This window comes from Nitrosopumilus sp. K4 (assembly GCF_018128925.1).
GTDB lineage: Archaea > Thermoproteota > Nitrososphaeria > Nitrososphaerales > Nitrosopumilaceae > HKST03.
Map to the genome: position 1 here is coordinate 1,515,047 of NZ_CP067007.1, position 21,163 is coordinate 1,536,209.

At 32.9% G+C, this 21,163-nt stretch carries 32 protein-coding genes and 1 riboswitch; of the genes, 14 read left to right on the forward strand and 18 right to left on the reverse strand.

The window, feature by feature from the left end; all coding sequences use genetic code 11:
• The first annotated feature begins 19 nt into the window (after positions 1-19).
• Entirely contained in the window at positions 20-349 is a 330-nt protein-coding gene (locus tag NsoK4_RS09140) for a P-II family nitrogen regulator (RefSeq protein ID WP_211689039.1), read from the forward strand.
• Here the strand turns inward: NsoK4_RS09140 and NsoK4_RS09145 are convergent, their stop codons facing one another.
• A complete protein-coding gene (locus NsoK4_RS09145; protein WP_211687230.1) occupies positions 350-928 on the reverse strand; it encodes a P-II family nitrogen regulator in 579 nt (192 codons plus the stop codon). It lies immediately after the preceding gene.
• Positions 929-1,046: 118 nt separating this feature from the next.
• Here NsoK4_RS09145 and NsoK4_RS09150 point away from each other — a divergent pair, with 118 nt between their 5' ends.
• Positions 1,047-1,379: a hypothetical protein gene (locus NsoK4_RS09150; RefSeq protein ID WP_211687231.1), complete on the forward strand. Its 333-nt coding sequence runs from the start codon at positions 1,047-1,049 to the stop codon at positions 1,377-1,379.
• A 62-nt stretch (positions 1,380-1,441) separates the two neighbouring features.
• Positions 1,442-1,651, forward strand: a complete 210-nt coding sequence (locus NsoK4_RS09155) for a hypothetical protein (protein ID WP_211687232.1) — start codon at positions 1,442-1,444, stop codon at positions 1,649-1,651.
• Between the two features lie 13 nt (positions 1,652-1,664).
• Here the strand turns inward: NsoK4_RS09155 and NsoK4_RS09160 are convergent, their stop codons facing one another.
• The gene (locus tag NsoK4_RS09160; protein WP_211687233.1) at positions 1,665-2,144 is read right to left on the reverse strand and encodes an Hsp20/alpha crystallin family protein; all 480 of its coding nucleotides are present in this window, start codon (positions 2,142-2,144) and stop codon (positions 1,665-1,667) included.
• A gap of 126 nt (positions 2,145-2,270) precedes the next feature.
• Between NsoK4_RS09160 and NsoK4_RS09165 the strand changes: the two genes are divergently transcribed.
• Entirely contained in the window at positions 2,271-2,543 is a 273-nt protein-coding gene (locus NsoK4_RS09165) for a hypothetical protein (RefSeq protein ID WP_211687234.1), read from the forward strand.
• Here the strand turns inward: NsoK4_RS09165 and NsoK4_RS09170 are convergent.
• The 3 genes from NsoK4_RS09170 to NsoK4_RS09180 are packed head-to-tail and all read right to left on the reverse strand — an operon-like array spanning position 2,540 to position 4,831.
• A complete protein-coding gene (locus tag NsoK4_RS09170) occupies positions 2,540-2,935 on the reverse strand; it encodes an Hsp20/alpha crystallin family protein (protein WP_211687235.1) in 396 nt (131 codons plus the stop codon). The genes NsoK4_RS09165 and NsoK4_RS09170 overlap by 4 nt on opposite strands.
• A gap of 4 nt (positions 2,936-2,939) precedes the next feature.
• Complete coding sequence (locus tag NsoK4_RS09175) at positions 2,940-3,665, reverse strand: proteasome assembly chaperone family protein (RefSeq protein ID WP_211687236.1); 726 nt, start codon at positions 3,663-3,665, stop codon at positions 2,940-2,942.
• Positions 3,665-4,831 (reverse strand): CBS domain-containing protein, encoded by a 1,167-nt coding sequence (locus tag NsoK4_RS09180; protein WP_211687237.1) that lies wholly within the window; start codon positions 4,829-4,831, stop codon positions 3,665-3,667. Before NsoK4_RS09180 ends, NsoK4_RS09175 begins: the two co-directional genes overlap by 1 nt.
• 123 nt (positions 4,832-4,954) lie before the next feature.
• Between NsoK4_RS09180 and NsoK4_RS09185 the strand changes: the two genes are divergently transcribed.
• The gene (locus tag NsoK4_RS09185; protein ID WP_211687238.1) at positions 4,955-5,815 is read left to right on the forward strand and encodes a CBS domain-containing protein; all 861 of its coding nucleotides are present in this window, start codon (positions 4,955-4,957) and stop codon (positions 5,813-5,815) included.
• 1 nt (position 5,816) lies between these two features.
• Here the strand turns inward: NsoK4_RS09185 and NsoK4_RS09190 are convergent, their stop codons facing one another.
• Positions 5,817-6,245: a universal stress protein gene (locus tag NsoK4_RS09190; RefSeq protein WP_211687239.1), complete on the reverse strand. Its 429-nt coding sequence runs from the start codon at positions 6,243-6,245 to the stop codon at positions 5,817-5,819.
• Positions 6,246-6,413: 168 nt separating this feature from the next.
• Between NsoK4_RS09190 and NsoK4_RS09195 the strand changes: the two genes are divergently transcribed.
• Both NsoK4_RS09195 and NsoK4_RS09200 read left to right on the forward strand, forming a co-directional pair.
• Positions 6,414-6,842 carry a universal stress protein gene (locus tag NsoK4_RS09195; RefSeq protein ID WP_211687240.1) on the forward strand — a complete coding sequence of 143 codons (429 nt, stop codon included), beginning with the start codon at positions 6,414-6,416 and terminating at the stop codon, positions 6,840-6,842.
• 8 nt (positions 6,843-6,850) lie between these two features.
• A complete protein-coding gene (locus tag NsoK4_RS09200) occupies positions 6,851-7,318 on the forward strand; it encodes a universal stress protein (protein ID WP_211687241.1) in 468 nt (155 codons plus the stop codon).
• Between the two features lie 2 nt (positions 7,319-7,320).
• Here the strand turns inward: NsoK4_RS09200 and NsoK4_RS09205 are convergent, their stop codons facing one another.
• The 3 genes from NsoK4_RS09205 to NsoK4_RS09215 form a co-directional block, all read right to left on the reverse strand.
• Positions 7,321-7,548, reverse strand: a complete 228-nt coding sequence (locus NsoK4_RS09205) for a hypothetical protein (RefSeq protein ID WP_211687242.1) — start codon at positions 7,546-7,548, stop codon at positions 7,321-7,323.
• 6 nt (positions 7,549-7,554) lie between these two features.
• Positions 7,555-7,995 carry a cyclic nucleotide-binding/CBS domain-containing protein gene (locus NsoK4_RS09210; RefSeq protein ID WP_211687243.1) on the reverse strand — a complete coding sequence of 147 codons (441 nt, stop codon included), beginning with the start codon at positions 7,993-7,995 and terminating at the stop codon, positions 7,555-7,557.
• Positions 7,996-8,061: 66 nt separating this feature from the next.
• A complete protein-coding gene (locus tag NsoK4_RS09215) occupies positions 8,062-8,481 on the reverse strand; it encodes a universal stress protein (protein ID WP_211687244.1) in 420 nt (139 codons plus the stop codon).
• Between the two features lie 117 nt (positions 8,482-8,598).
• Between NsoK4_RS09215 and NsoK4_RS09220 the strand changes: the two genes are divergently transcribed.
• Entirely contained in the window at positions 8,599-9,063 is a 465-nt protein-coding gene (locus NsoK4_RS09220; RefSeq protein WP_211687245.1) for a CBS domain-containing protein, read from the forward strand.
• Between the two features lie 3 nt (positions 9,064-9,066).
• On the opposite strand, the gene NsoK4_RS09225 is transcribed toward NsoK4_RS09220, so the two are convergent.
• Positions 9,067-9,444, reverse strand: coding sequence for a CrcB family protein (locus NsoK4_RS09225; RefSeq protein WP_211687246.1), 378 nt, complete (start codon positions 9,442-9,444; stop codon positions 9,067-9,069).
• A gap of 20 nt (positions 9,445-9,464) precedes the next feature.
• Positions 9,465-9,543, reverse strand: a riboswitch (Fluoride riboswitch).
• Between the two features lie 45 nt (positions 9,544-9,588).
• Between NsoK4_RS09225 and NsoK4_RS09230 the strand changes: the two genes are divergently transcribed.
• The gene (locus NsoK4_RS09230) at positions 9,589-9,783 is read left to right on the forward strand and encodes a DUF1059 domain-containing protein (protein ID WP_211687247.1); all 195 of its coding nucleotides are present in this window, start codon (positions 9,589-9,591) and stop codon (positions 9,781-9,783) included.
• A 168-nt stretch (positions 9,784-9,951) separates the two neighbouring features.
• On the forward strand, positions 9,952-10,887 hold the full coding sequence (locus NsoK4_RS09235; RefSeq protein ID WP_211687248.1) for a transcription initiation factor IIB family protein: 936 nt from the start codon (positions 9,952-9,954) through the stop codon (positions 10,885-10,887).
• A gap of 49 nt (positions 10,888-10,936) precedes the next feature.
• On the opposite strand, the gene NsoK4_RS09240 is transcribed toward NsoK4_RS09235, so the two are convergent.
• The 4 genes from NsoK4_RS09240 to hsp20 form a co-directional block, all read right to left on the reverse strand.
• Positions 10,937-11,359, reverse strand: a complete 423-nt coding sequence (locus tag NsoK4_RS09240) for a hypothetical protein (RefSeq protein WP_249111053.1) — start codon at positions 11,357-11,359, stop codon at positions 10,937-10,939.
• 87 nt (positions 11,360-11,446) lie between these two features.
• Positions 11,447-11,665, reverse strand: coding sequence for a hypothetical protein (locus NsoK4_RS09245; RefSeq protein ID WP_211687250.1), 219 nt, complete (start codon positions 11,663-11,665; stop codon positions 11,447-11,449).
• 29 nt (positions 11,666-11,694) lie between these two features.
• Positions 11,695-13,833, reverse strand: a complete 2,139-nt coding sequence (locus NsoK4_RS09250; protein WP_211687251.1) for a CDC48 family AAA ATPase — start codon at positions 13,831-13,833, stop codon at positions 11,695-11,697.
• A gap of 25 nt (positions 13,834-13,858) precedes the next feature.
• Positions 13,859-14,356, reverse strand: coding sequence for an archaeal heat shock protein Hsp20 (gene hsp20 / locus NsoK4_RS09255; RefSeq protein WP_211689041.1), 498 nt, complete (start codon positions 14,354-14,356; stop codon positions 13,859-13,861).
• Positions 14,357-14,461: 105 nt separating this feature from the next.
• On the opposite strand from hsp20, the gene NsoK4_RS09260 reads away from it, so the two are divergent.
• Both NsoK4_RS09260 and NsoK4_RS09265 read left to right on the forward strand, forming a co-directional pair.
• A complete protein-coding gene (locus NsoK4_RS09260; RefSeq protein WP_211687252.1) occupies positions 14,462-15,127 on the forward strand; it encodes an ACT domain-containing protein in 666 nt (221 codons plus the stop codon).
• A 72-nt stretch (positions 15,128-15,199) separates the two neighbouring features.
• The gene (locus NsoK4_RS09265) at positions 15,200-16,552 is read left to right on the forward strand and encodes an NAD(P)/FAD-dependent oxidoreductase (protein ID WP_211687253.1); all 1,353 of its coding nucleotides are present in this window, start codon (positions 15,200-15,202) and stop codon (positions 16,550-16,552) included.
• A gap of 1 nt (position 16,553) precedes the next feature.
• Here the strand turns inward: NsoK4_RS09265 and NsoK4_RS09270 are convergent, their stop codons facing one another.
• Positions 16,554-18,071, reverse strand: coding sequence for a peptidylprolyl isomerase (locus NsoK4_RS09270; protein WP_211687254.1), 1,518 nt, complete (start codon positions 18,069-18,071; stop codon positions 16,554-16,556).
• Positions 18,072-18,143: 72 nt separating this feature from the next.
• On the opposite strand from NsoK4_RS09270, the gene NsoK4_RS09275 reads away from it, so the two are divergent.
• Positions 18,144-18,635, forward strand: coding sequence for a hypothetical protein (locus NsoK4_RS09275; RefSeq protein ID WP_211687255.1), 492 nt, complete (start codon positions 18,144-18,146; stop codon positions 18,633-18,635).
• Between the two features lie 2 nt (positions 18,636-18,637).
• Entirely contained in the window at positions 18,638-19,354 is a 717-nt protein-coding gene (cbiE, locus tag NsoK4_RS09280) for a precorrin-6y C5,15-methyltransferase (decarboxylating) subunit CbiE (RefSeq protein ID WP_211687256.1), read from the forward strand.
• A 9-nt stretch (positions 19,355-19,363) separates the two neighbouring features.
• Here cbiE and NsoK4_RS09285 read toward each other — a convergent pair whose 3' ends face one another.
• The 3 genes from NsoK4_RS09285 to NsoK4_RS09295 all read right to left on the reverse strand — a co-directional run bounded on the left by NsoK4_RS09285 (position 19,364) and on the right by NsoK4_RS09295 (position 21,147).
• Positions 19,364-19,624 carry a hypothetical protein gene (locus NsoK4_RS09285; RefSeq protein WP_211687257.1) on the reverse strand — a complete coding sequence of 87 codons (261 nt, stop codon included), beginning with the start codon at positions 19,622-19,624 and terminating at the stop codon, positions 19,364-19,366.
• A gap of 41 nt (positions 19,625-19,665) precedes the next feature.
• On the reverse strand, positions 19,666-20,562 hold the full coding sequence (locus NsoK4_RS09290) for a plastocyanin/azurin family copper-binding protein (protein WP_211687258.1): 897 nt from the start codon (positions 20,560-20,562) through the stop codon (positions 19,666-19,668).
• A gap of 84 nt (positions 20,563-20,646) precedes the next feature.
• Entirely contained in the window at positions 20,647-21,147 is a 501-nt protein-coding gene (locus NsoK4_RS09295) for a stage II sporulation protein M (protein ID WP_249111196.1), read from the reverse strand.
• Positions 21,148-21,163 lie beyond the last annotated feature (16 nt).

Genomic DNA, 21,163 nt, shown 5'->3' on the forward strand with positions numbered 1-21,163 from the left:
AACCCCAGAAACCTTTCAAATGCTAAGAATTGAAGCTTTACTAGGAAACAACGACGTAATGGAGATTAGTGAAGCACTAAAGAAAATTCAGATAGGCGGTCTAACAGTAACCAAAGTTAGAGGTCGTGGAAAGAAACCACCTCCTGAAATCCATGCTTCTAAAGGTAGTGCAATATTTCAGCCTCAATTCAGCCAGAAATATGTAATTGTAGCTATAATTCCTGAAAATAAAGAAGAAGAAGTAATCAACATTATCAAAGAGAAAGGAACTGTTGGAAAGATTTTCGTCTCACCAATCTTAAGAGCAGTTGACATTGCAACTGGAACTGAAGGCGAAGAAGTAATCTAGCTAAAATTCCCCAAAATTATTTCCATAGACAATTGTTTCATGTTTGAGTTGCTTTTCAATTGTTGGAAGGTAACCCATGATACAATGATTTACAAAATCGCTAAATGATTTTATTCTATATTCAGTTTGTAGTTTTTCTTCATTTTCATCATAGATCTTTTCTAGTTTGATAAGAGTAAATTTCTGAAGTGGGACTAGTCTACTTCTTTTAATTTTTGGTTTTGGTGGGAGTTTGAAGTCATCAGTTTCAACATCATGTTGTACTTCTAATGTTTCCATGTCTACAACCTCTTCCATTTCAGAGATGAAAATTTTGCCTCCTTGAACATTAGCAAAGCCTGATTTTTTTGATATCAAATTAATTACTTGTCTTGCATCCTTATCAGACACTACAAGTTCAATTTTTGAAAGAGGAATTGTTTTGAGGCCAGATGAACCAACCTTTGATGCAGATTGTTTATCAAAAATTTTGCTGTCTTCAAGATTTCGTTTATCAATAATTGAATAACCCATACTTGCTAGTTGATTTGCAATATTTGGATAGTTTGATCTTTTAATGATAGCCTCAATTTTCTTCATAGAAAATTTAAAAAATTTGCTTATTTATTAGCCTAGCTGAATACTTGAGATGAAAAAAGCAAAACTGAGTGCATTGCAATCAAAGGTTTTATTTTTTCAAAGGTCATAATATGACTTAATGAATGGAAAGATTTTAGTTTTATTCGGAATTGCCGCACTCAGCAGCATGCTAGTGCCATCTTTGATGGATATTGCTTATGCACAATACATGGGTAATGTCGGCCAAGAAGGACAAACCGGAGCTTACACCTTAGAAGAAGCACTTGAGATTCAAAGAAGAAGAATTGAAGCAGCAGAAGCAAACCCAGCATCTGGTTCAGGTACACCTTATCTTGATGCAAGTGGTGTAGTTGGTGCCTCAATTATTGCAGGTGCAGTCTTTGGTGGTATTGCCGCAGCATTCTTCATTAGAGGAAGATCTGGCAAATACGCAGCAATGGGACGTGGTTAAAATGAATCACTCCCAATGTTTTCTAATCAATTTTGTGATCAATCAAGAAAGGGAGGACAAGTATGACATATTGTATTGGAGAGTGTAAGAAATACAAAGCAACAAAACCAACACAAATTGGCAGGTATGCAGCAGGACAAAAACGGTGTAATTATTGTGAAGTTTTTGTAGAATACGATGGAATAACATGTCCATGTTGTAATAGGCAGCTTAGATGTCTACCACGAAGTAGAAAAGGAAAAGAAAAGTATCTCGAGCAAGTAGTTAGATAAAAAAGAAAGAAGATTATTGTATCGATACGGATTTTTTCTTTTGTGTCTTCGTTGGTTTTGATTTTGGCAAAGTAATGTCTAAGACACCATCTGAAAGTTTTGCCTTTACCTTGCCTGAAACAACTTTTTCAGACAAAGGAAGTGTTCTATAATACGACACATGGCTCCTTTCTTTTCTAAGATAGTTCTTTTTCTTTTCTTCAGACTCTTCTTTATGTTCTGCAGAAATTTCCAGAGAGTTATCAGTCACATTAAGATTGATTTCATTTTTCTTTATTCCCGGAACATCCATCTTTACGCGAAATTGTTTTCCTTCATCAATCACATCACAAGATGAATGTGGCATTTTTGGCATTGAAATTGATGGAAATGATGAAAATGCTTTTTCCATTTCTCGTCTCAAGTTATCAATTGATTTGTCAATATCTAGCCAATTTGATGTCCATGATGGTTCTATCTTAGATTGTTTTTTTACAGGCTTTTTTGTTGTCATGATTTATGATGTAAAAATTAACTATAAAAAAAATGAGTAGTATTTTCAATTTTGAAAGCACTGTTTTGAAAATCATGCCTGAAAATAAAACGTCTATTTATAAGAAAATAGATTGTCTAAAGTCTAATGGCAATACCTGTTGATGTCCAAGATTATGTTGAAAAACATATCAAATTGATGATTTCACAAACAGAAACTTATCTTCCTTTCATTAGAGTTGCATTTCCGTATTCAAAAAATTTAGCTGATGGAGTATACAATCTAATTATTGGCAGTGCACTTTCTGTTTTTGTAAATCAATATGCAATGCGAATGAAATATCCAACTGCTGATGATTTTACAGAATTTGGAAAAATTTCTCTAAAATACAGAGATCAGATAGATCAATTCTTTACCTAATTGATTTTGATCTTTTGACCAGAAATCTTCTTAGGAATAATAATTCTTAAAATTCCATTTTCAAATTTTGCAGTAGTTTTATTTTTATTGATATTTCCTGGCAATGAGATTGTTTTCTTAAAATATTGAAATTGTGTTTTCACACCTAGTTTTTCTTCATAGTATGTTTCCTTTAGTTTTGCCTCAACACCAATTGTATTTTGATCAAATGTTACTTTGATATCTTTTTTATTTACTAAAGGAAGATCGAATTCTAATAACCAGTAGGTTCCAAACTCGCGTAGACATGATAATGGTGATAAAATTTGGCTATCAATATCATCGCTAAATAATGAACTAAGTGATGGTTGAATTATTCTTATTTCAAATTGGTTATCAGCATAATCTTTCATTTAATCACCTGTAAATTTGTGGAGCTCTTCCAGTTTGTTTGTCCTGCTGCTGTTGTTGTAATGCACGAATGGTCTCTTCCATTAGATTTCTATGTTGTATTCGAAGTCTTTCCATTTTCTTTTTGATGTCAGTTGTATCTACTTTAACATTCAGAACTTTTGCAAGTGTTGTAATTGCTAAGATCGATGCTTCAGGATCGGGAAAGAAAGGATGGCATTCTGCATACAGAATTAATGCTGGAGTTTTTGATTTTCTAAAAACAGTGATTATTGCAGCGTCAGTACCAAAAATTGAGCCTGCAAGAAATTTTGGAATCTCATTTTTATATAACAATTCTTCAAGTGGTTGATGTGTTGCTAAACCATATATTTTTGGAGTTTTTGGTTCTCGATTAATGGTTTCCATTCCACTGACAATGATGATTTTTTTTATATCATTATTTTTGCAATATTGTAAAACTGATTCTGAAAAATTATTTGCATGATAAGGATCAAAGGGGAGATCAGAAATTATCACAAAGATGTTATCTTTTTTATAAATTCTGATTGGAGAAAGAATTTCTCCATTTTCAACAAACAATGTAGGTGGTAAATCAGGTAGATCAATCTCCCCAATTTGCTTCATCCCTAAATAATGGATTAAATAAGATATTGAAAATGTGCCAACAAGACCATTGCTTGGAAAGCCTACCAACAGGATATTTTCTTTAATTGATTTGTTTAATGTCATTAGAATTCTGGAAGTCCAATCTTTCTAATACTTGTCTTTGAACGTTGTTTAGCACGTTTAGACAATGTTTTTAGTAATTTTTGGCTTAACTCCTCTAGGACTTCGCTTAAATCAAATCCAACTGAATTGTAAATCATTGGAGCATGATGAGGAGTTATAATCATAATTGATACTTCGTATTTTCCTTCTTTTTTACCTCCGGTTCTTTGTTGTTTAATTGAAACACGGGCTTCTTGAATTTCTGAATAGACTTTTTGTAATCTTTTCAGCGTATTCATAAATTTTTTACTGATTAGACTTACATTCTTTTGATCTTCGGGTAGTCCAACAATATACAACGGAATTGGAGTTTCAATTTTTGATGCAAGCAATCCAAGAATATCTCTTAATGTGATAATCCCTTGTAGATTATCCCATAAATTAACAAGACAGCATGTTGTATCTGTTTTTTGCATTAATTTTATAATTTTGTTAAGATCATCATTTGGTGTACATTGGGGGATTCGTGTACTTCCAATGTTTCCTATTCTTGATTCTAATTTGTGAATCGTTCTGCTTCCCATTGATTTTCTTCCTTGTTTTTCTTGTGGAATAATAGAATCAAGAAGATGTGAGGAAGTAAGAACTTGTTTGACTTGGCCTTTGTTCATCACTGGTAAGTGATCCAGTTTTTTTGAAGTCATTATTTTTCTAGCGCTGCTAAGTGATTCGTCAGAGGAGACTATGATTGGGTTTTGAGTATAAATTAAATTAGCTTTAATCCATTTGTTGTCTTTTTTTGAGAGTAATTTTAGAATTTTTTTAGCGGTAACTACCCCAACAATTTTGTTTTTTTGAACAACTGGTACTTCACGAATTCTATAATGTGCTATGATGTTTGCTGCTTTTTGAATGGAATTGTTTGGTGTAACAAATGGAATTGGGTAAAGAAATGGATCCACTTTCATAGTTGTAATGCTTTTTGCATTAAGTAATGTTCTAACATTTGTGGATAGTGTAGTTTTTCCATTTAAATAAAATGCATCATAAGCGTTATTCTTTGTTAATTTACCAATTACACTTGATAGAGTTTCTGATGGCTCAATTAAGGTGGCCTTAGAAATAAGGGGTTTTACCTTTTGTGACTGAATATCTTTAAGATGTTCATAAATTGTATCTGTAATCATTTTTCTCTACTTCTTTGAGATTCCTCTTATTTTTAAATTAAAAGAAAACCTAGATTTTCAGGATTGATATTCATTAATGATATTTGAATGGATATATTTAACGAATAAAATTAATGGTTTGTATTGAAATTAAAAAATGCTGATCTAAATCAAATTATCATTAAACGAACCATAACTGTCAAACCTGATTCTAGTTTACTTGAGGCAAGAGAAGTCCTACTACGACATAATCTAAAGCGTCTTGTTGTTATAGATACTAAAAATAAACCAGTTGGAATTTTAACAGAAAAAGATATTGCAAAAACAATCTATGCATTAGGCGATAAGCCAATCAAATCTGTAAAAGTATCGGGATTTATGTCGAAGAATCTTATCACTGTAAAGAAAACGGATACGATTTATGACTGCGCAAAAAAGATGAAGAAAAATCATATCAGCTCAATTATTGTTCTTGGTAAAAATGGTGTTTTGGAGGGATTGGTGACAAAAACTGACCTTGCTTCAATTTTTCTAACACATGCGGTAAGTCCACTAAAAATTTCTAAAATTATGACTAGAAATGTAATTACAGCAATGCCTGGTGATTCATTATTGTATGTTGAAAGTTTGTTAATTCACAATAGAATTGCAAGAATTGTTGTTCAGAGAAATAGGATTCCTGTAGGCATAATTACATTCAGAGACTTTGTACCAGCAAAATTACCTCATTGGATTGCAGAATCAGCAGATCCTAAAGAAGTTCAACAATACAAAATGAAAGGCATGGCCGACTTTAACGTTAATCAAATGAGTCATCTGTTACATTTCAAAGCAGTTGACATAATGTCTTCCAATCCAATTACAGTTGATGCTGACGAGGATGTTGGAGTAGCTGTGTTGCTAATGATTAGAAATAATATCAGTGGAATTCCTGTAGTTAAAAAATCTAAACTTGTAGGAATTATTACAAAATCAGACATTGTAAAAGCAATTGCTGAAGCTTAACTTACTTTACAATAAGGATAGAACAAGGAGAATTATTTGCAAGTTTATTTGAAACACTTCCTAAAAAGAATCTTGCTGTAGCGCCCAACCCTTTTGAACCAACAACAATCAAGTTACATTGTTCTTTTTTTGCAAGCTTAACAATTTCATCAGTGATATTTCCTTCTTTCATTACTATTTTTGAATCAACACCGCGTTTTGTTGTAGTATTTTTTGCATTAATCAAAACTTTTTTTCCAAATTTTCTCAAAATATCAAGATATTCCTTTCTATCCAACAAATTGATTGGTAATGATTTTTCAACTACATATAACAAAATTAATCGAGATTGATAATTTTTTGCCATTTCACATGCATGTAAAAGAGCTTTTTCTGAAAATTTTGATCCATCAAGCGGAACGAGAATACTCAAGTAGAGTGATTTTTTCATAAGAGGGTTATTGATGATGGATATTTAACTAAACTCTTCGAATAAAATTTTGATTTTTTTCAGAAAAAGCTCTTTTTAGGCATAAAATTTTTGAAATTGTTATGATCTATTATTAGAAATGATAATCTTAATTTGGTATTAAATCGTAAAAAGTGAGAATAAAAAGAAATGATTAGGAAAAAAATTAAGAAAATCCTAGTTCCACTTGATGGTTCTAAGAACTCTATGAGAGGATTGGATGAAGCAATTTATCTTGCAAGACAATGTCATGCAACAATTACAGGATTGTATGTGATTCCTATTTATCCTAGAAATTTTGCTGATGCAATAATGCCGTATCAAATTCACCTATCAAAATCAGCTAAAAAATTCATGAGTAATGCAAAGACAAATTGTGCAAAGAAAGGAATTGTCTTCAGATCAAAAATTATGTTTGGCAGTCCAATTGGTGAGATTGAAGATCTATCTAAAAACAAAAAATTTGACATCATAGTTATTGGCTCAAGAGGGCAAAGTGGATTAAAGGAAGTGTTTTTGGGTAGTGTTGCAAACGCCATAGTTCATAAATCAAAGATTCCGGTATTAGTCATAAAATAGGTGAAAAGATGTTTTCAAAAATGCTTACAAAAATACTTGTTCCATACGATGGTTCAAAATATTCTTCAAAGGCATTGTCAAGAGCAATAGAATTAGCTCATAATTTAGATTCAGAGATATTTTTGTATTCAGTAATTAATGTAGATTATATTTCGCCACCTGGAATGTTAGGATTAACCAGAACAAAATCTGAAAAAGAATCTGCAAAAAAATGGGAAAAAACTGTCAACATAGAAGCTGAGAAAATGTTGAAAACGGCTCTAAAAAAATGTGAAGACAAAGGAATTACAGCCTCCTATAGCATAGGAAGAGGAAATATTGCAAGTGAGATACTAAATTTTTCAAAAAAGAAAAAAATTTCATTAATAGTAATTGGTAGTCAAGGTTTGCATGGAATTGGCAAATTCAAAACTTTAGGTAGTGTTAGTAGAAGAGTTTCTGAATATGCAAGCTGTCCTGTATTATTAATTAGGTAAAATCAAGCCAATTCACCTAAGAAATGAACAGTACCATGATCAACTAGAACTGTTCTATCTTTTGGAACATGAAATAGTTTTTTGGAATTATTTGATTGTACAATAAGTTTTGAAAAAGGATCTTTCAGAGATTTGTATAAAATTCCTTTTTCACCAATCGATTGAGACCAATGTGTGCCCTGAACAAACGTAATTGTTTGAAATTTAATCACTTGATATGAATACACCATTTAAAATCACATGTTTTTTTCCATTCGTGTCAATATTTGATCACAGATCCTTCTCATTTCAGAATCAGAACCTACGCTACAAATTTTAACTAGATCAGTAGTTGTTACAATTCCAATTATTTTATCATCTTTCCTTACTGGCAATTTGTGAATGTTCTTTGTTTTCATTATTTGTGCTGCTTCCCAAACCGTTTCATCTGGTCCAATATCAATTAGTGGTGAAGATATCACTTTTTCTAAAGTTGATGAAAGGGGAATTTCTTTTGATGTAATTCGTTTTACAAAATCCCGTTCTGTTAAAATTCCAACTGGAAGGTTGTTTTTTGTTACAATAACACAACCAATATTTTTTTCATCCATTATTTTTGCCGCATCTTTTATTGTAGTAGATAGATCTAGTGAGGCTAGATCGCTGATCATAATGTCTTTAACAAAAGTATGTGCCATAATATCCCTTGAAATTTGTTTTAATAAAGTGGATCCCTATTTCCTTGCATAAAATTAAATTTTACATTATTTTACAATCAAAACAGGAATTTTTGATTTATGTAAAACATAATTTGATGTACTTCCTAGAAATGCCTCTTTAATTGAACTCATACCTCTTGAACCAATAACTATGATGTCAAATTTTTTGTTAGTTGCATAACTAATAATTTTTGGTCCTTCGTCTCCATAAACTATATCATCTAAAAACACAATTCCGTTTTTTGCACATTTTGTCTTTGCTTTTGACATGTATTTGTCTGCATTTTGTAAAAGATACTTTTCGATATAGGATATCTGGGAATCTGTTTTTGGTTTTGATAAGGGAACTACATACAATCCTGTAATTGTTGCATGACATTGTCTTGCAAGATAAATTGCTTCATCCAATCCTCTCATAGAGTTCTTAGAACCATCAAGTGGAACTAGGATTTTCTTAACATTCATAATTAATTGGGTATTTAATCAAATTTAAGATGTTTCTATTGGATTATCGTTTTTGATTTTCAGGCATGAGATTATACAAAGACCATAATATAAGGAAATTATCAAAAATAATTGAAAATGAGCGAAGATGCAAAAGGGATTACGGTCAAAGACATTATGACAAAATCAGTTATTGCAGTTGATTCCACAGCTACTGTTAATGAAGCGGCTAAAATGATGGAAGATGCAAAAGTTGGTTCAGTAATAGTTATGGAAAATAACACTCCTGTCGGAATTGTTACTGATAGAGACTTTGCTGTCAAAGTCGCTGCTCATGCATACCAAATTTCAACTTCTGTAAAACAAATAATGTCTTCTCCTCTAATTACTATTGGACCAGATGAGTCTGTATGGATGATTTCTGATTTAATGTATACTAGAGGAGTAAGAAAACTACCTGTTATTGAAAATGATCAAGTGATTGGAATGGTAACTGCAACAGATCTTGTAAATCAACTTGCAGTCTCAACTGATGAAGATATTCAAAAAATGTTTCACGAATCAATTATCAAAGTATACAAACAATATAGTCCATACAACTGATCATCAATTAATTATAGCATTCATCAAAGTTTTTCCTCCAATTAATGTACCAATTGATAACCCCACATTTGCTAAAACATTCAATCCCATAGTTAGATAATGATGATTGTCTATTAGATTGCTAGAATCTAATGCAAAAGAAGACATTGTTGTAAGTGAGCCACAAAATCCAACGGCTGCAAAAAGCGAATATCTACTATCAAGGTTCCATTGATTTGAAAATACTACAAACATTCCAAGAATAAATGCTCCAATCACATTTACAATTAAGACATTTAGTGGGAGTGTATTAAACAAAAGTGGCGATTCAGTAATTTTGTATCTAATAAAAGCTCCAAATACAGAACCTCCTGCCAAAAACACAAATTCTAAACCTTTCATTGTCTACCTTCATCCTTTTTTTGTTGGTAGACATTATCAGTGTAGTTAAACACGGTTTAGGTATACAATACCAAGGCTAATGTCATAGCCAACTGTGATTTTTTTCTTATGATTTTTATAGGTTTGTTATTTTTTTGAGACTAGATGACCATAAAACTCCGATGTGAAGACTACGGTTTTGAGTGCAATTTTGTTCTAGAGGGAGAGAAAAGTGTTGGATTACTTGAACAGTTAAGAAAACATTTTGAAGATGAACATGGAATTGATTATACAACTGAGGCAATTACTCAGATGATTATGAATCGTGGCCATTCATTAGAATCAATTAAAAAAGATTAATTCTTTTCAGTTGTTTTTTGTTTTTAACATTTAATACAAAGTAAGTGGTACATAATTTAGAAAAGTTCTAAATTTTTAAGGAATTTTCTGTTTATAAAATTGCATTTTGATTACAAAATTACCTACAACAATTTGCTTTTATCTGATAAACACCATACTAAGTTAGTAGTGGTAGTAAATTATTCTAGTGATTATGATGTCAAGTGTCATCTTGATACTTGCAAAACCTACCCTGTCATTACAGATTCTGAAAGAGGAGAAATGTTTTGTGGGGGATGCGGGTTGGTATTGATACAAAACATAGCAGATGCTTCACATGAAAACAACGGTTACAGTCAAGAAGAATTTATGAAATTAGCTAGAACTGGTCCTGCAACTTCTTTGACTATGCATGACAAGGGTTTGTCAACAGTAATTGGCACAAATAAAGATTCTTCAGGAAATGCATTATCAAGTAAAACAAAATTTGAATTTAATAGACTCAGAACTTGGGATCAGCGAAGTAAATCAAGGAAAACTGCAACATTAAGCAAAGCATTTACTTTATTACACGGTATGAAAACAAAACTTGGAGTTTCAGATAACGTAGTTGAAAATGCTGCATATATTTACAGAAAAGTAGTTTCTGCAAGACTAACTAGAGGACGAACTATGGCTTCATTGGTTTCAGCTGCATTATATGCTTCATGTAGAGAAAACAATATTCCTAGAACTTTGGATGATATTGCAAAAGCAGGAAATGTAGAGAGACGAATATTGTCAAGAGATTTGAGAACCATTATCAAAAAATTAGGATTAAGTTTGAATCAATATGATACCACATCTTTTATTTCAAAAATTTCGAACAACATGAATCTAAAGGAGAAAACAAAACGTGACGCATTTAAGATTCTTCAGAGATGTGAAAAAGAAATGATTACTGCAGGCAAACATCCAGTCGCTCAGGCTGCTGCATCCTTATACATTGCATGTATAATGAATGGTGAAAAAATTAGTCAGAAGAAGTTTTCAGTAGAATCAGGGGTCAGCGATGTAACAATTAGGAATAGAGCCGTTTTAATCAAAAAAACTTTGAAAATTTTAGATGAAAATAGTGATCTTTAGATAATTATTTGAATGTTAATTCTAAATCATTAAACAATTTTTTAGAAAGTTAAAATCTATTCAAAGAGGTTAGTGGTGATTCAAAAACCACTTCTCTAAGTTTGTTTACTAGATCCATAATGACTCTAATTTGTTCCATCGTGATTTCTTGTAGTTTTTGAATTTGATCCTTTAGTGTATGAATTTCTATTTCAAGATTTGATTTCTGTTTTTGCAAATCCACTATTTGATCTTGTAGTTTTGAGTTTTGATTCTTTAGTTTGTTGTTTTCTTCTGTGAGTCTTTGAATTTTTTCAGATTTTGTTTCGCCTGGAAAAGGTTCTGGTACTGGTTCGGGTTCTGGCAGTCGAATTGGTTCGGGTTCTGGTGAAGGTTCTGGAATTTCTGGTGGTTCTGGTTCTTCTTGTGCAATTGTAGTTTGAGTACCAAATAATCCAAAAAATAGAAGTGACAAAAATAGTATCTTATTCATTTTTCCATGCTCCATTAGTGAGACAAGTTTTTTCTATAAGAATATGATTATTGATTGTTAAAAATGATTTAAACAAAATATGAGAAGTTATTTGTAGAAATCAGGTTCTTGATCTCTTTTTTGTTTTGGAAGGTCTTCCATCACAGCTTGAACTACTTCGTTGTGATTGTATGTCAGATGTCTAAGAAATTTTGCAGATTCATCTGCTCTGGTTTTTTCATCTGCAAACAACATTTCAGGACTGCTTAGCTCTGCCATCATCGTATTGCATTCTTGGCATGGGTCAAAGTCTAGATAGAGCTTCATGTTTTTTCTCATCATCCTTAGTATTTAGACTATTTTATAGAGTGAGTCATGGGAACTTCTTTGTCTCTAGGCTTGATTTTGTCTATAGCATCAAGAATATCTTGTTGAGAAATCTTGATGTCTTTGACATTTTCAGATTTTCCATCAACATATCTCTTTAATGCGGCAACAGCTGCCCTATTAGCTACTGCGGCTATTTCAGCACCACTAAAACCTTTTGTCAATTCAACAATTTTTGCAAGATCAACATCCTCTGCTAGTGGTTTCTTTTTTGAGTGAATCTTGAAGATATGTTCACGACCTTTTTCATCTGGTTTTGGAACTTCAATAATTCTGTCAAATCTTCCAGGCCTTAACAAAGCCTCATCTACAATATCTAGTCTGTTTGTTGCACCAACAATCAAGACATTGTGAAGTTCTTCTAGTCCGTCAATTTCTGTAAGAATTTGCGAAACAACATTTTCAGAAACATGTGATGAGTCACTACCACTTCTTCTTGGAACAAGAGCGTCTATTTCATCAAAGAAGATTATACATGGTGCAGCTTGTCGTGCTTTTCTAAAGATCTCTCTAACACCTTTTTCTGATTCACCAACCCATTTTGAAAGTAATTCAGGGCCTTTGACACTAATAAAATTAGAATCAGTCATTTTTGCTAGGGCCTTTGCAATCAATGTCTTACCAGTTCCTGGAGGGCCGTATAATAAAACGCCTTTTGGAGATTCTACATCAACATACTCAAATGCTTCTTTGTGTTTAACTGGCCATTCTATTGCTTCACGTAATTCTTCTTTAAGATCATCCAAACCTCCAACATCGTCCCAGCTAACATTTGGAACTTGAACTTGAACTTCTCTTAATGCACTAGGTCTAACTTCTTTTAGTGCATCTCTAAAGTCTTCATTAGTGATTTGGATTTTCTGTAGAATTTCTGTTGAGATTTTATCTTCATCTAGATCGATTTCAGGAAGAATTCTTCTCAAAGATCTCATTGCAGCTTCTTTTGATAATACTTCTAAGTCAGCTCCTACAAATCCATGAGTTGTTTTTGAGATTTGTTTAAGATCTACTTTCTCATCAATTGGCATTCCTCTTGTATGAATTGAAAGAATTTCACTTCTTCCTTCCTCATCTGGAATTCCAATTTCAATTTCTCTGTCAAATCTTCCAGGCCTTCTTAGCGCAGGATCTATAGAGTCTGGTCTGTTTGTAGCAGCAATAACTACAACCTTTCCTCTACTTTTCATTCCATCCATTAATGTCAATAATTGAGACACAATTCTCTTTTCAACCTCTCCTGAAACTTCATCCCTTTTTGGGGCAATAGAATCTATTTCATCAATGAATATTATGCTTGGAGAATTTTCTTCAGCCTGATTGAATATTTCACGAATTCTTTCCTCACTTTCTCCATAATACTTGCCCATAATCTCAGGACCACTAAGAGAGATAAAATGTGCATTAGTTTCGCCTGCTACTGCTTTTGCTAGTAATGTCTTACCAGTTCCTGGAGGGCCGTATAATAAAACGCCTTTTGGAGCTTCCACACCAATTTTTTCAAACAATTCTGGATGACGCATTGGAAGTTCAACCATTTCTCTAATTTTTTGAACTTCGTTTTTCAAACCACCTAGTTCATCATAAGTAATTCGTGGTACAGTTGCATCAACAGCTTTAGTCATATTACCTAGTTTGAAAATTGTTTGTTCTGTTACAATTACTGGTTTGGCAGGTTTTGTGCTAGTTACAATAAATTGAACCCTACCTCCCATTTGGGTATTTAGTGCAATGGTATCTCCAGTTGTAAAAACATGATTAAGATAATTGTAGATCATGTATTCTTGTAATCCTTCAGCTGCAATTTTTTCAGTCGGGGACAAAACTATTTGTTCGGCAATTACTGCTTCAACAGCTTTTATTGTAATTTTATCTCCAATACCTGCACCAATATTCTGTCTAGTTATTCCATCTATTCTAATAATACCAGTTCCATATTCCTCTGGTGAACCTGGCCAAAGTTTCACATGAGTTTTTTTATTATAGGTTAATTCTAGAATTTGTCCAGTATTCCACTTAGTGTCCTCTAGAATCTTTGGATCAATTATTGCTCGACCTTTTCCAACATGTTGTTTTGGAATTTCATCGATTTTTAAAGTAATTTCGCTCATTTTTTCACCATAAATAATTGGGGGGTTATTCTACCTCCACCGTTTTGCCTTTTGGCTTTTCATCCTCAACTAGTTTGAATACTAGTTCAAGAATTCCATTTTTGTAAGAAGCTTTTGCAGAATTCTCATCAACTTTGTATTTCAAAGGAATTTTTGCATGGTATTTCTTTTCACCGTGCTCTGCAGAAAGATCTACAATTTTGTCTTGTACAACAATTTTTACATCGGTTTTTTCTACTCCAGGCATTTCAGCTACAAGTTTTACCAGTTTTTCTTTTTCATCAACAATTGTATCTACAATTGGTTCCCTTGTTTCAGCTGTTGGGAGTAATCCTGGTTTTACATTTCCATACTCCTTTACTACAGGTTTTCCATCTGGACCAACAGTCATTGTATAACCATAATAAAATGGTCCAGCAGAATCCTTTCCTTTGGATTCCTCAAAAATGTCATCTACATTGAAAAAAGACTGTGACATTCTCTTGAAGATCCTATCAAATTCATCATCAAAGAACATTGTCATATACACCTATGCTATGTAATGTGTATTACATTATATAAAGATTATTGAGATTATGTCAATATCTTACAAAATCCTATTATAACTGACATTATATAATAATATTTAATGAGACTTTCAAACGTTTCTGTTCCTGAGGCGGTAAGGGAGATTATCACAAGAAATCGTTCAATTTATGATTGTATGAAAATGGATTTGATCAACTATACAGCATTAGCAGTAAAGATCCAACCAGAGGTGGAAAAAGTTTTGGGAAATCCTGTTAATCTAAACACAATTGTTGTTGCAATTAAGAGATATGCAGATTCCTTTGAGATAAAAGACGAAGTAAAGGATGAATCTGTTCTGAAAAATGCCAGATTGGCTTTGACAGATGGTATTATGGATATCAAATTTTCATTAAATGACCCAAGCATGGATCCAATGGCTATATTAGATAAATTCTCAAAAATTACTAACAATTACGAATTCTTTAGATTATCTGATTCATTTAGATTCCTTACTGAAGATATTGACGATATTAGACAAATTTTTGAAAATGTTCCTAATCCAGACGAGTTTTTCAACACAGGACTTGCAAAAATCAGAATTTCTATTCCACCACATCAAAATCAATCTGATGTAGTTTCGTATGTTGCTGAGGTTTTGCATGCAAATGGAATCGAGTTGGTAAATGCATTTTTCAGTCAGGATAGTATTACCATCATTCTTCGTGGTGATGATGCTTCCAGAGCATATGCAATATTACATTCTGATATTGCCAAGGCTAGATAATTTTATTATTTTATCATTATTTTAAGAAATGAACTCATAGGATATATTCAGTAATTTTGAGGATATTGATAAATGGCTCGAAGTAAGAAAAAAATCGTTGTTTTAGGAGGCGGTTTTGCAGGACTTGAATGTACAAGGAAATTAGAGGAATATTTCAAGAATGAGTCAGAGATTGAGATAGTTTTAGTTAGCGAAGATAACTTTCTGCTATTTACCCCAATGCTTCCTCAAGTGGCATCTGGAATGATTGAAACACGACATATTGTAATGCCAATTAGAACAATAATTAGATCCAAGTTTTATGAAGGTAGAGTCAAAAACATTGATCCGTATGGTAAGATTGTAAATTTATGGGGAACAGGAAATAAGAGGGGAATTTCGTTACATTATGATTTTCTTGTTGTTGCTTTAGGTAGTGAAACAAACTTTTTTGGAATGAGTGATCTTGAAAAGAATGCATACCAAATGAAAACTCTCAACGATGCTGTTCTAGTTAGGAATAGAATGATAGATATGCTTGAACAAGCTGAAAATGAGACAAATCCGATTCTGAAAAAAAGTCTTCTTACTTTTGTTGTTGTAGGTGGCGGTTTTGCAGGAATTGAAACTGCAGGAGAAATATTAGATCTTCTTTTAGATGTAAGAAAATACTATCCCAATATCAAAAAAGAAGACATTCGTGTAATTGTACTGGAAGCTTTACCAAGTATTCTTCCTGGTTTCAGTGAAAGTCTGGCAAGATTTGCACAAGAAAAATTAACGAATCATGGAATAGAGATCAAACTGCAAACAGCAGTAACAAGTTTTGATGGAGATGAGGTAATGATCAAAAGATTAGATGTTGACAAAGACGCCGTAGATGATTCGGTGATAAGTTCTATTCAATCAAAGACAGTAATTTGGACCGCAGGTGTTACACCCGTAAATACGATCAAAAGATCACTTTTCAAAACAGATAAAGGAAAAATTATTGTTGATGAAAATTTGGAAGTTAAAGAATTTCCAGGAGTTTTTGCAATTGGGGATTGTGCTTTATTTTTTGATCCAAAAACAAAAAGACCATTTGCTCCAACTGCTCAAATAGCAGAGGCTCAGGCAAAGGTTGCAGCAAAAAATCTGTATGCTTTGATAAAAAACGAGGAAAAAACCAAGTTTGTCTATGAATCAAAGGGTCAGATGGCAATTATTGGTAAACGAACAGGTATTGCATCATTTTTGGGAATGAATATTCATGGCTTGCTTGCATGGCTTCTTTGGAGAAATGTGTATCTTTCAAAAATTCCAACATGGGATAAACGATTTAGAGTATTTTTAGACTGGACTGCAGACATCTTTTTTGATAGAGATATTTCTAGACTAAAATTCATGAGACGTGAACCAGAAAAGGAATACAAGGTTCTTGATGAAGTAGATGATGTTTGGTAAATTATTTTTTGATTCCGTAAACTATCATTGCCGGAGCTGCAACATACATTCCGACATTCATCATGATTACTGCAATGCCGTATCCTAGAATCTCTTGCTCTGAATCTGCCATTGACATTATTGATAGTGTTGAAAGCATCGGGGTTATTCCGATCCTTACCATCTCTTTGAATACTGGGTTTTCTCTTTCATAGTCTGCCACATACGGTGAGAATGAATAGTAAAACTGGTTAAATCCTGCCATAAATGACGCACCTGACTCTGTGCTCATCACTTTGCTGTCTCTTATCTCTCTTAGTAACTGCACCTGTGGTGCCATCTCAGAGCCGTATGTTGCAGTTGCAATCAGACATCCGCCGCCTTCATCTCCATTTGTCATTTCAACATCATTTGTTTGATCATTGTTTTCCTCACCTAAAATTGAAAATGAATTGACTGATTCTTCAAATCTTGAAATTTCATCCTCAAAATTTTCTATTCCATTACTATATGCAAAGATGTAGAATTTTTCTGGTGTTGAAATAATTATTTCTCTAAATTTTACTTGAAATGATTCGCCATTACTTTGAAATGTACCTTGGGCATTTGTTACATACGATTCTTTTCCATTAATTTTAAATTTCTCTTGTGAAATTATTTCAAGATTTCCAGATTCTGTTGCGCCCTTAAGAAATTCTGCTTTTTCCAGTATAAGTTCATCCAAGCTTTTTCCATTTGTGTCAGTAATTGTTAATGAAATGACTGGATTGATTGGACCTACTTTTGGTCCAACGGCAACAACATCAGGCGTGTTTTCATCAACTTTTTCTGGTTCTTGTAATAACCATCCAGGGGGAGCACTAAAGGTAACCTCTAGTCCCTCACTTTGATACATTTGATTTCCAGTAGGCATTTCTCCAGAAGATTCGATTCTTTCTGGATTACCTAGTTCTAGTAAATTAGATACTTCAGAGCGATTTACTACTTCAGCTTTTGTTATTCTAACTTGTTCAATATCAACTGGAATATCACGTGATTTAGTTTCAACTGAGGCAATCTTATCAAGAGTATCAAAACTTTCTTGAGTTACAATTCTACCAAATACAGAATATTGTCCATCAAGAAAATTGGAATTTTTATGAACAATAAAAAATTGAGAGCCGGCACTATTTGGATCAGCTGCTCGTGCCATTGAAACAATTCCTCTGTTGTGTTTTATGGAATTAAATTCTGCATCGACCGAGGTCTCCGGTCCTCCTGTTCCCCAAGTACTCTCATCACCTGAAATAGTATTTGGATCTCCTCCTTGTATCATAAAACCTGGAATAATTCTATGAAATAAAGTTCCATCATAAAATCCAGAATCAGCTAATTCAATGAAATTTGAGACATGGTTGGGGGCATCGTCAGGAAAGAATTCAATTGTGATGTTTCCAAGTTCTGTCTGTAATACTACAAGTTCATCAGATTGTGCAAAAGAGTGGTTACTAAAAGTGATGAAAAGTAATGATAGTGAGAAAATTACTAAAAGTGTTTTCAATATTTTTTGTCTAAATGGCTTACTTAAAAGCCAATTGTATTAGTTTTTAACAAGTTATCATAGTTATGAAATATGGACCCTGATGAAAAAATTCAGGCACATTTAGTTTCTGTGTGGAGGGAACCAAAAAAATTCTTTTCAATAGGGGGAAAAGAAGGAATGCTTGTATTAACAGACAAGCATTTGATGTTTATCCATAAAACTGAAGCCAAAATAAAGTGGTGGCAGGCAATAACCCAAAGACAAGTTGTTAATTTTATCAAATCAAAAAATACCATGATTATTCATGACGGATATAATGAAAAAAATCTCATTGAAGATTTAGAAAATGAAAAAAATATTGAGATCTCATTTGATGATATTACAAGCATAAATCATGAGGAAAAACCATGGGGAAGTGTTTTGTTATTAGAATATCATAAAAACGGCAAGGAAGAAAAATTCCAATACTCCATAGCTCAAGATTGGGTGAAATATCCAGCCAAGGAGCCTACAAAATACATGAAGGTTGATTGGGCTCCTTTTGTGCAATATATTAAAGACAGACAGAAATTTGTAGAGTAAAATTGGGAAAAGTCTATGCAGTAGGTGTTGGACCTGGATCACCGAAATATGTAACTGAGATTGTAAAAGAAATTGTCCAAAATTCTCATGTCGTTATAGGATACAAGTATACACTCAAAACAATTGAACATTTGCTGCAAGGAAAGGAAGTCGTAGAAGTTACAATGAATAATCAAGAAGAATCATACCAACAAATTTTTCCAGAGTTAGGAGATCGAACCTTAGTAATACCATTTACGGGTGATGTTAATTTTTCAGAATCTGAAGTTGTTGATAGATTAATTGAAATTTTTGGTGATGTAGAAATTGTTCCAGGAATAAGTTCTATTCAAGTAGCTGCTGCAAAATCAAAAGTCCCATTAGATAAATCCAAAGTAATTACTATGCATGTTACAACTCCAATAGAAGAAAAAAAACTAGAATTGCAAAAAGCGTTAATTGATGGGTTTAGTGTCATATTGGTTCCAAGACCTTGGCCAAAACAACCTGATAAACACTTTATGCCATCTGAGATTGCAGAATACCTTAGAAAAAATGGATTTGATACAAAAAATATGAAGGTTCATGTGTTTGAGGCTCTAACAACTGAAAATGAGACATGGTTTGTTGGCAAAGTAAGTGAGTTAGAAGGAAGGAAATTTTCTGATTTGTCTGTTATGGTTTTTGATCAAGCGGTTTTGGATTCTTACATGAATTACAAGTGGCAGTGGAAAAACTAAATAAGTTAATTATACAATAATGGAAATTTCAGAAGACATTCCACCATATCCAGGATCAATTCTTTGTTTTGGATTTAATGATGTGTCATGATGACATGCTTTGTTGCATACAGGACAGAATTTTCTGTCTAGCACTATACACTGACATATGTGGTTTTTTACATATGCTTGTGCAGCTTGGTTCCATTCTCCAGTACCGTTACAGTATACGCACATGTTAGATGAGATTGTCCCTACACCCTTGCAGAAATCACACATGTCCTCAGTCATTTATGATCTTATTTTCTAGAACCAATATATTTTAACATATTTTAATTGCCTAGATTCTGGCTCTGACCTATTACAAGATTGTTAATGTTTGGAAAAACATATGCTACAATTTTCATCCATGGGTAATTAGGATCATACAATCTGTAAAAACCGGCATCATCAAATGTGATAGATAATGATTTTCCGGGTTGGATGTCTTCAGTTGCTATTCGTCCATCAGCTGTGAATGGATTGTGACGATCTCCATAATTTTCCTTTCCACTAAATATGCTATGAGAAACAACATCATTGTTTACGATTGTAATTGATGTTCCAGGTTCTATTGAGATTCTATCTAGTGAAAAATATCTCAAGCTTTCTGCACCTGAAAGTCCAATGTAATTAGTGCCAAGATCTTTAGATGATGCGCCTTTCATAATTTGTATTGTAAGTTGTTCTTTTGTAGTTGATTCTGTTGGGGTTGGTTTAATTTTTGATAAAGTAGAAAGTTTTGTAGCATAGATTATTTTGTAAGAGTCATCTCCTACTGTAATTCTTCCTGTAAACCAATAGACAGATGCAGTTGTGCTTTCCTCAACTAATCTTCCAAAAAATCTAACTGAAGCTTCATTGCCTGATTCGTTTTCAATGTTTCCATTAATTCTGATATACTTGCCTTCTCTCAGGAATGTCGATTTTAGTTCTGTTGGAAGATAATCTTCGTCATCTAGTGTAATGAATCCATCTTCTATGGTAGATCTAATAGAACTTCCAGTTTGTTGTTGTGTGGATATCGCAAGATCAATTTCTGAGATTCTAATGATTTCTTCAGTTACTGCAAATCCAGAGCCTTCCAAAATCAAGGCGTTGTTTGGGTCAACCTGTCCATAAACATTTGAAAATGAAAATCCTAATGATATTGTAAGTAATACAATTAATCCTACTGTAAGTCCTTTCACTGTATGTTTTTTCAGTTAATTTGGTTTATAATTTGCTACTGAATTATTTTAGACTGATTAGGCAAATCCACGGGTTTACTAAAATTAGAATCCTAGTATGTCAAAACCTTGCTCACCAGCAAGTTTAATCATATAATCTTCTAAAAATCCGCCAATTAGAAGCAATCCGATAACTATTCCAACCTCTATTCCAGTAGGTCTGATAAATGGAATCAAGTTTGTTTTTTTACCTATTGCCCTAATCAAAATGAAACTTCTTGATGTTGCCATGGAGTAGGCAACAAGCTCCATTAATCCGAATGGTGAGAGATATAGAATTGCAAGAGGAGGAATCTCAGCCAGTTGAGGAGTTATTGAAACAATGGCAGAAAATGCAAATCCTGTAGACCATGCAGAAAACAGACCCCATGCAACACCAAATCCCGGAATAAACATGGGCAATGAAATTGTAGTGTTATGTACAAAGATTCCTACAGCATCAATATCCTTTACTAATTCTTCAAATTCACCCATGAATGTATTTGCTTCCTCATCAGATACTTCAGACATTGAACCGATCTGATATGCTGCTGAAAAAAGACCCATGAAAATAAAGAAGAGG

Excerpts from the sequence above, each read along its gene's own strand:
- NsoK4_RS09140 (WP_211689039.1), top strand. The coding sequence starts at position 20 with ATGCTAAGAATTGAAGCTTTACTAGGAAACAACGACGTAATGGAGATT.
- NsoK4_RS09145 (WP_211687230.1), bottom strand. The coding sequence starts at position 928 with ATGAAGAAAATTGAGGCTATCATTAAAAGATCAAACTATCCAAATATT.
- NsoK4_RS09150 (WP_211687231.1), top strand. The coding sequence starts at position 1,047 with ATGAATGGAAAGATTTTAGTTTTATTCGGAATTGCCGCACTCAGCAGC.
- NsoK4_RS09155 (WP_211687232.1), top strand. The coding sequence starts at position 1,442 with ATGACATATTGTATTGGAGAGTGTAAGAAATACAAAGCAACAAAACCA.
- NsoK4_RS09160 (WP_211687233.1), bottom strand. The coding sequence starts at position 2,144 with ATGACAACAAAAAAGCCTGTAAAAAAACAATCTAAGATAGAACCATCA.
- NsoK4_RS09165 (WP_211687234.1), top strand. The coding sequence starts at position 2,271 with ATGGCAATACCTGTTGATGTCCAAGATTATGTTGAAAAACATATCAAA.
- NsoK4_RS09170 (WP_211687235.1), bottom strand. The coding sequence starts at position 2,935 with ATGAAAGATTATGCTGATAACCAATTTGAAATAAGAATAATTCAACCA.
- NsoK4_RS09175 (WP_211687236.1), bottom strand. The coding sequence starts at position 3,665 with ATGACATTAAACAAATCAATTAAAGAAAATATCCTGTTGGTAGGCTTT.
- NsoK4_RS09180 (WP_211687237.1), bottom strand. The coding sequence starts at position 4,831 with ATGATTACAGATACAATTTATGAACATCTTAAAGATATTCAGTCACAA.
- NsoK4_RS09190 (WP_211687239.1), bottom strand. The coding sequence starts at position 6,245 with ATGAAAAAATCACTCTACTTGAGTATTCTCGTTCCGCTTGATGGATCA.
- NsoK4_RS09195 (WP_211687240.1), top strand. The coding sequence starts at position 6,414 with ATGATTAGGAAAAAAATTAAGAAAATCCTAGTTCCACTTGATGGTTCT.
- NsoK4_RS09200 (WP_211687241.1), top strand. The coding sequence starts at position 6,851 with ATGTTTTCAAAAATGCTTACAAAAATACTTGTTCCATACGATGGTTCA.
- NsoK4_RS09205 (WP_211687242.1), bottom strand. The coding sequence starts at position 7,548 with ATGGTGTATTCATATCAAGTGATTAAATTTCAAACAATTACGTTTGTT.
- NsoK4_RS09210 (WP_211687243.1), bottom strand. The coding sequence starts at position 7,995 with ATGGCACATACTTTTGTTAAAGACATTATGATCAGCGATCTAGCCTCA.
- NsoK4_RS09215 (WP_211687244.1), bottom strand. The coding sequence starts at position 8,481 with ATGAATGTTAAGAAAATCCTAGTTCCACTTGATGGTTCTAAGAACTCT.
- NsoK4_RS09220 (WP_211687245.1), top strand. The coding sequence starts at position 8,599 with ATGAGCGAAGATGCAAAAGGGATTACGGTCAAAGACATTATGACAAAA.
- NsoK4_RS09225 (WP_211687246.1), bottom strand. The coding sequence starts at position 9,444 with ATGAAAGGTTTAGAATTTGTGTTTTTGGCAGGAGGTTCTGTATTTGGA.
- NsoK4_RS09230 (WP_211687247.1), top strand. The coding sequence starts at position 9,589 with ATGACCATAAAACTCCGATGTGAAGACTACGGTTTTGAGTGCAATTTT.
- NsoK4_RS09240 (WP_249111053.1), bottom strand. The coding sequence starts at position 11,359 with ATGAATAAGATACTATTTTTGTCACTTCTATTTTTTGGATTATTTGGT.
- NsoK4_RS09245 (WP_211687250.1), bottom strand. The coding sequence starts at position 11,665 with ATGAAGCTCTATCTAGACTTTGACCCATGCCAAGAATGCAATACGATG.
- NsoK4_RS09250 (WP_211687251.1), bottom strand. The coding sequence starts at position 13,833 with ATGAGCGAAATTACTTTAAAAATCGATGAAATTCCAAAACAACATGTT.
- hsp20 (WP_211689041.1), bottom strand. The coding sequence starts at position 14,356 with ATGACAATGTTCTTTGATGATGAATTTGATAGGATCTTCAAGAGAATG.
- NsoK4_RS09260 (WP_211687252.1), top strand. The coding sequence starts at position 14,462 with ATGAGACTTTCAAACGTTTCTGTTCCTGAGGCGGTAAGGGAGATTATC.
- NsoK4_RS09265 (WP_211687253.1), top strand. The coding sequence starts at position 15,200 with ATGGCTCGAAGTAAGAAAAAAATCGTTGTTTTAGGAGGCGGTTTTGCA.
- NsoK4_RS09275 (WP_211687255.1), top strand. The coding sequence starts at position 18,144 with ATGGACCCTGATGAAAAAATTCAGGCACATTTAGTTTCTGTGTGGAGG.
- NsoK4_RS09285 (WP_211687257.1), bottom strand. The coding sequence starts at position 19,624 with ATGACTGAGGACATGTGTGATTTCTGCAAGGGTGTAGGGACAATCTCA.
- NsoK4_RS09295 (WP_249111196.1), bottom strand. The coding sequence starts at position 21,147 with ATGGGTCTTTTTTCAGCAGCATATCAGATCGGTTCAATGTCTGAAGTA.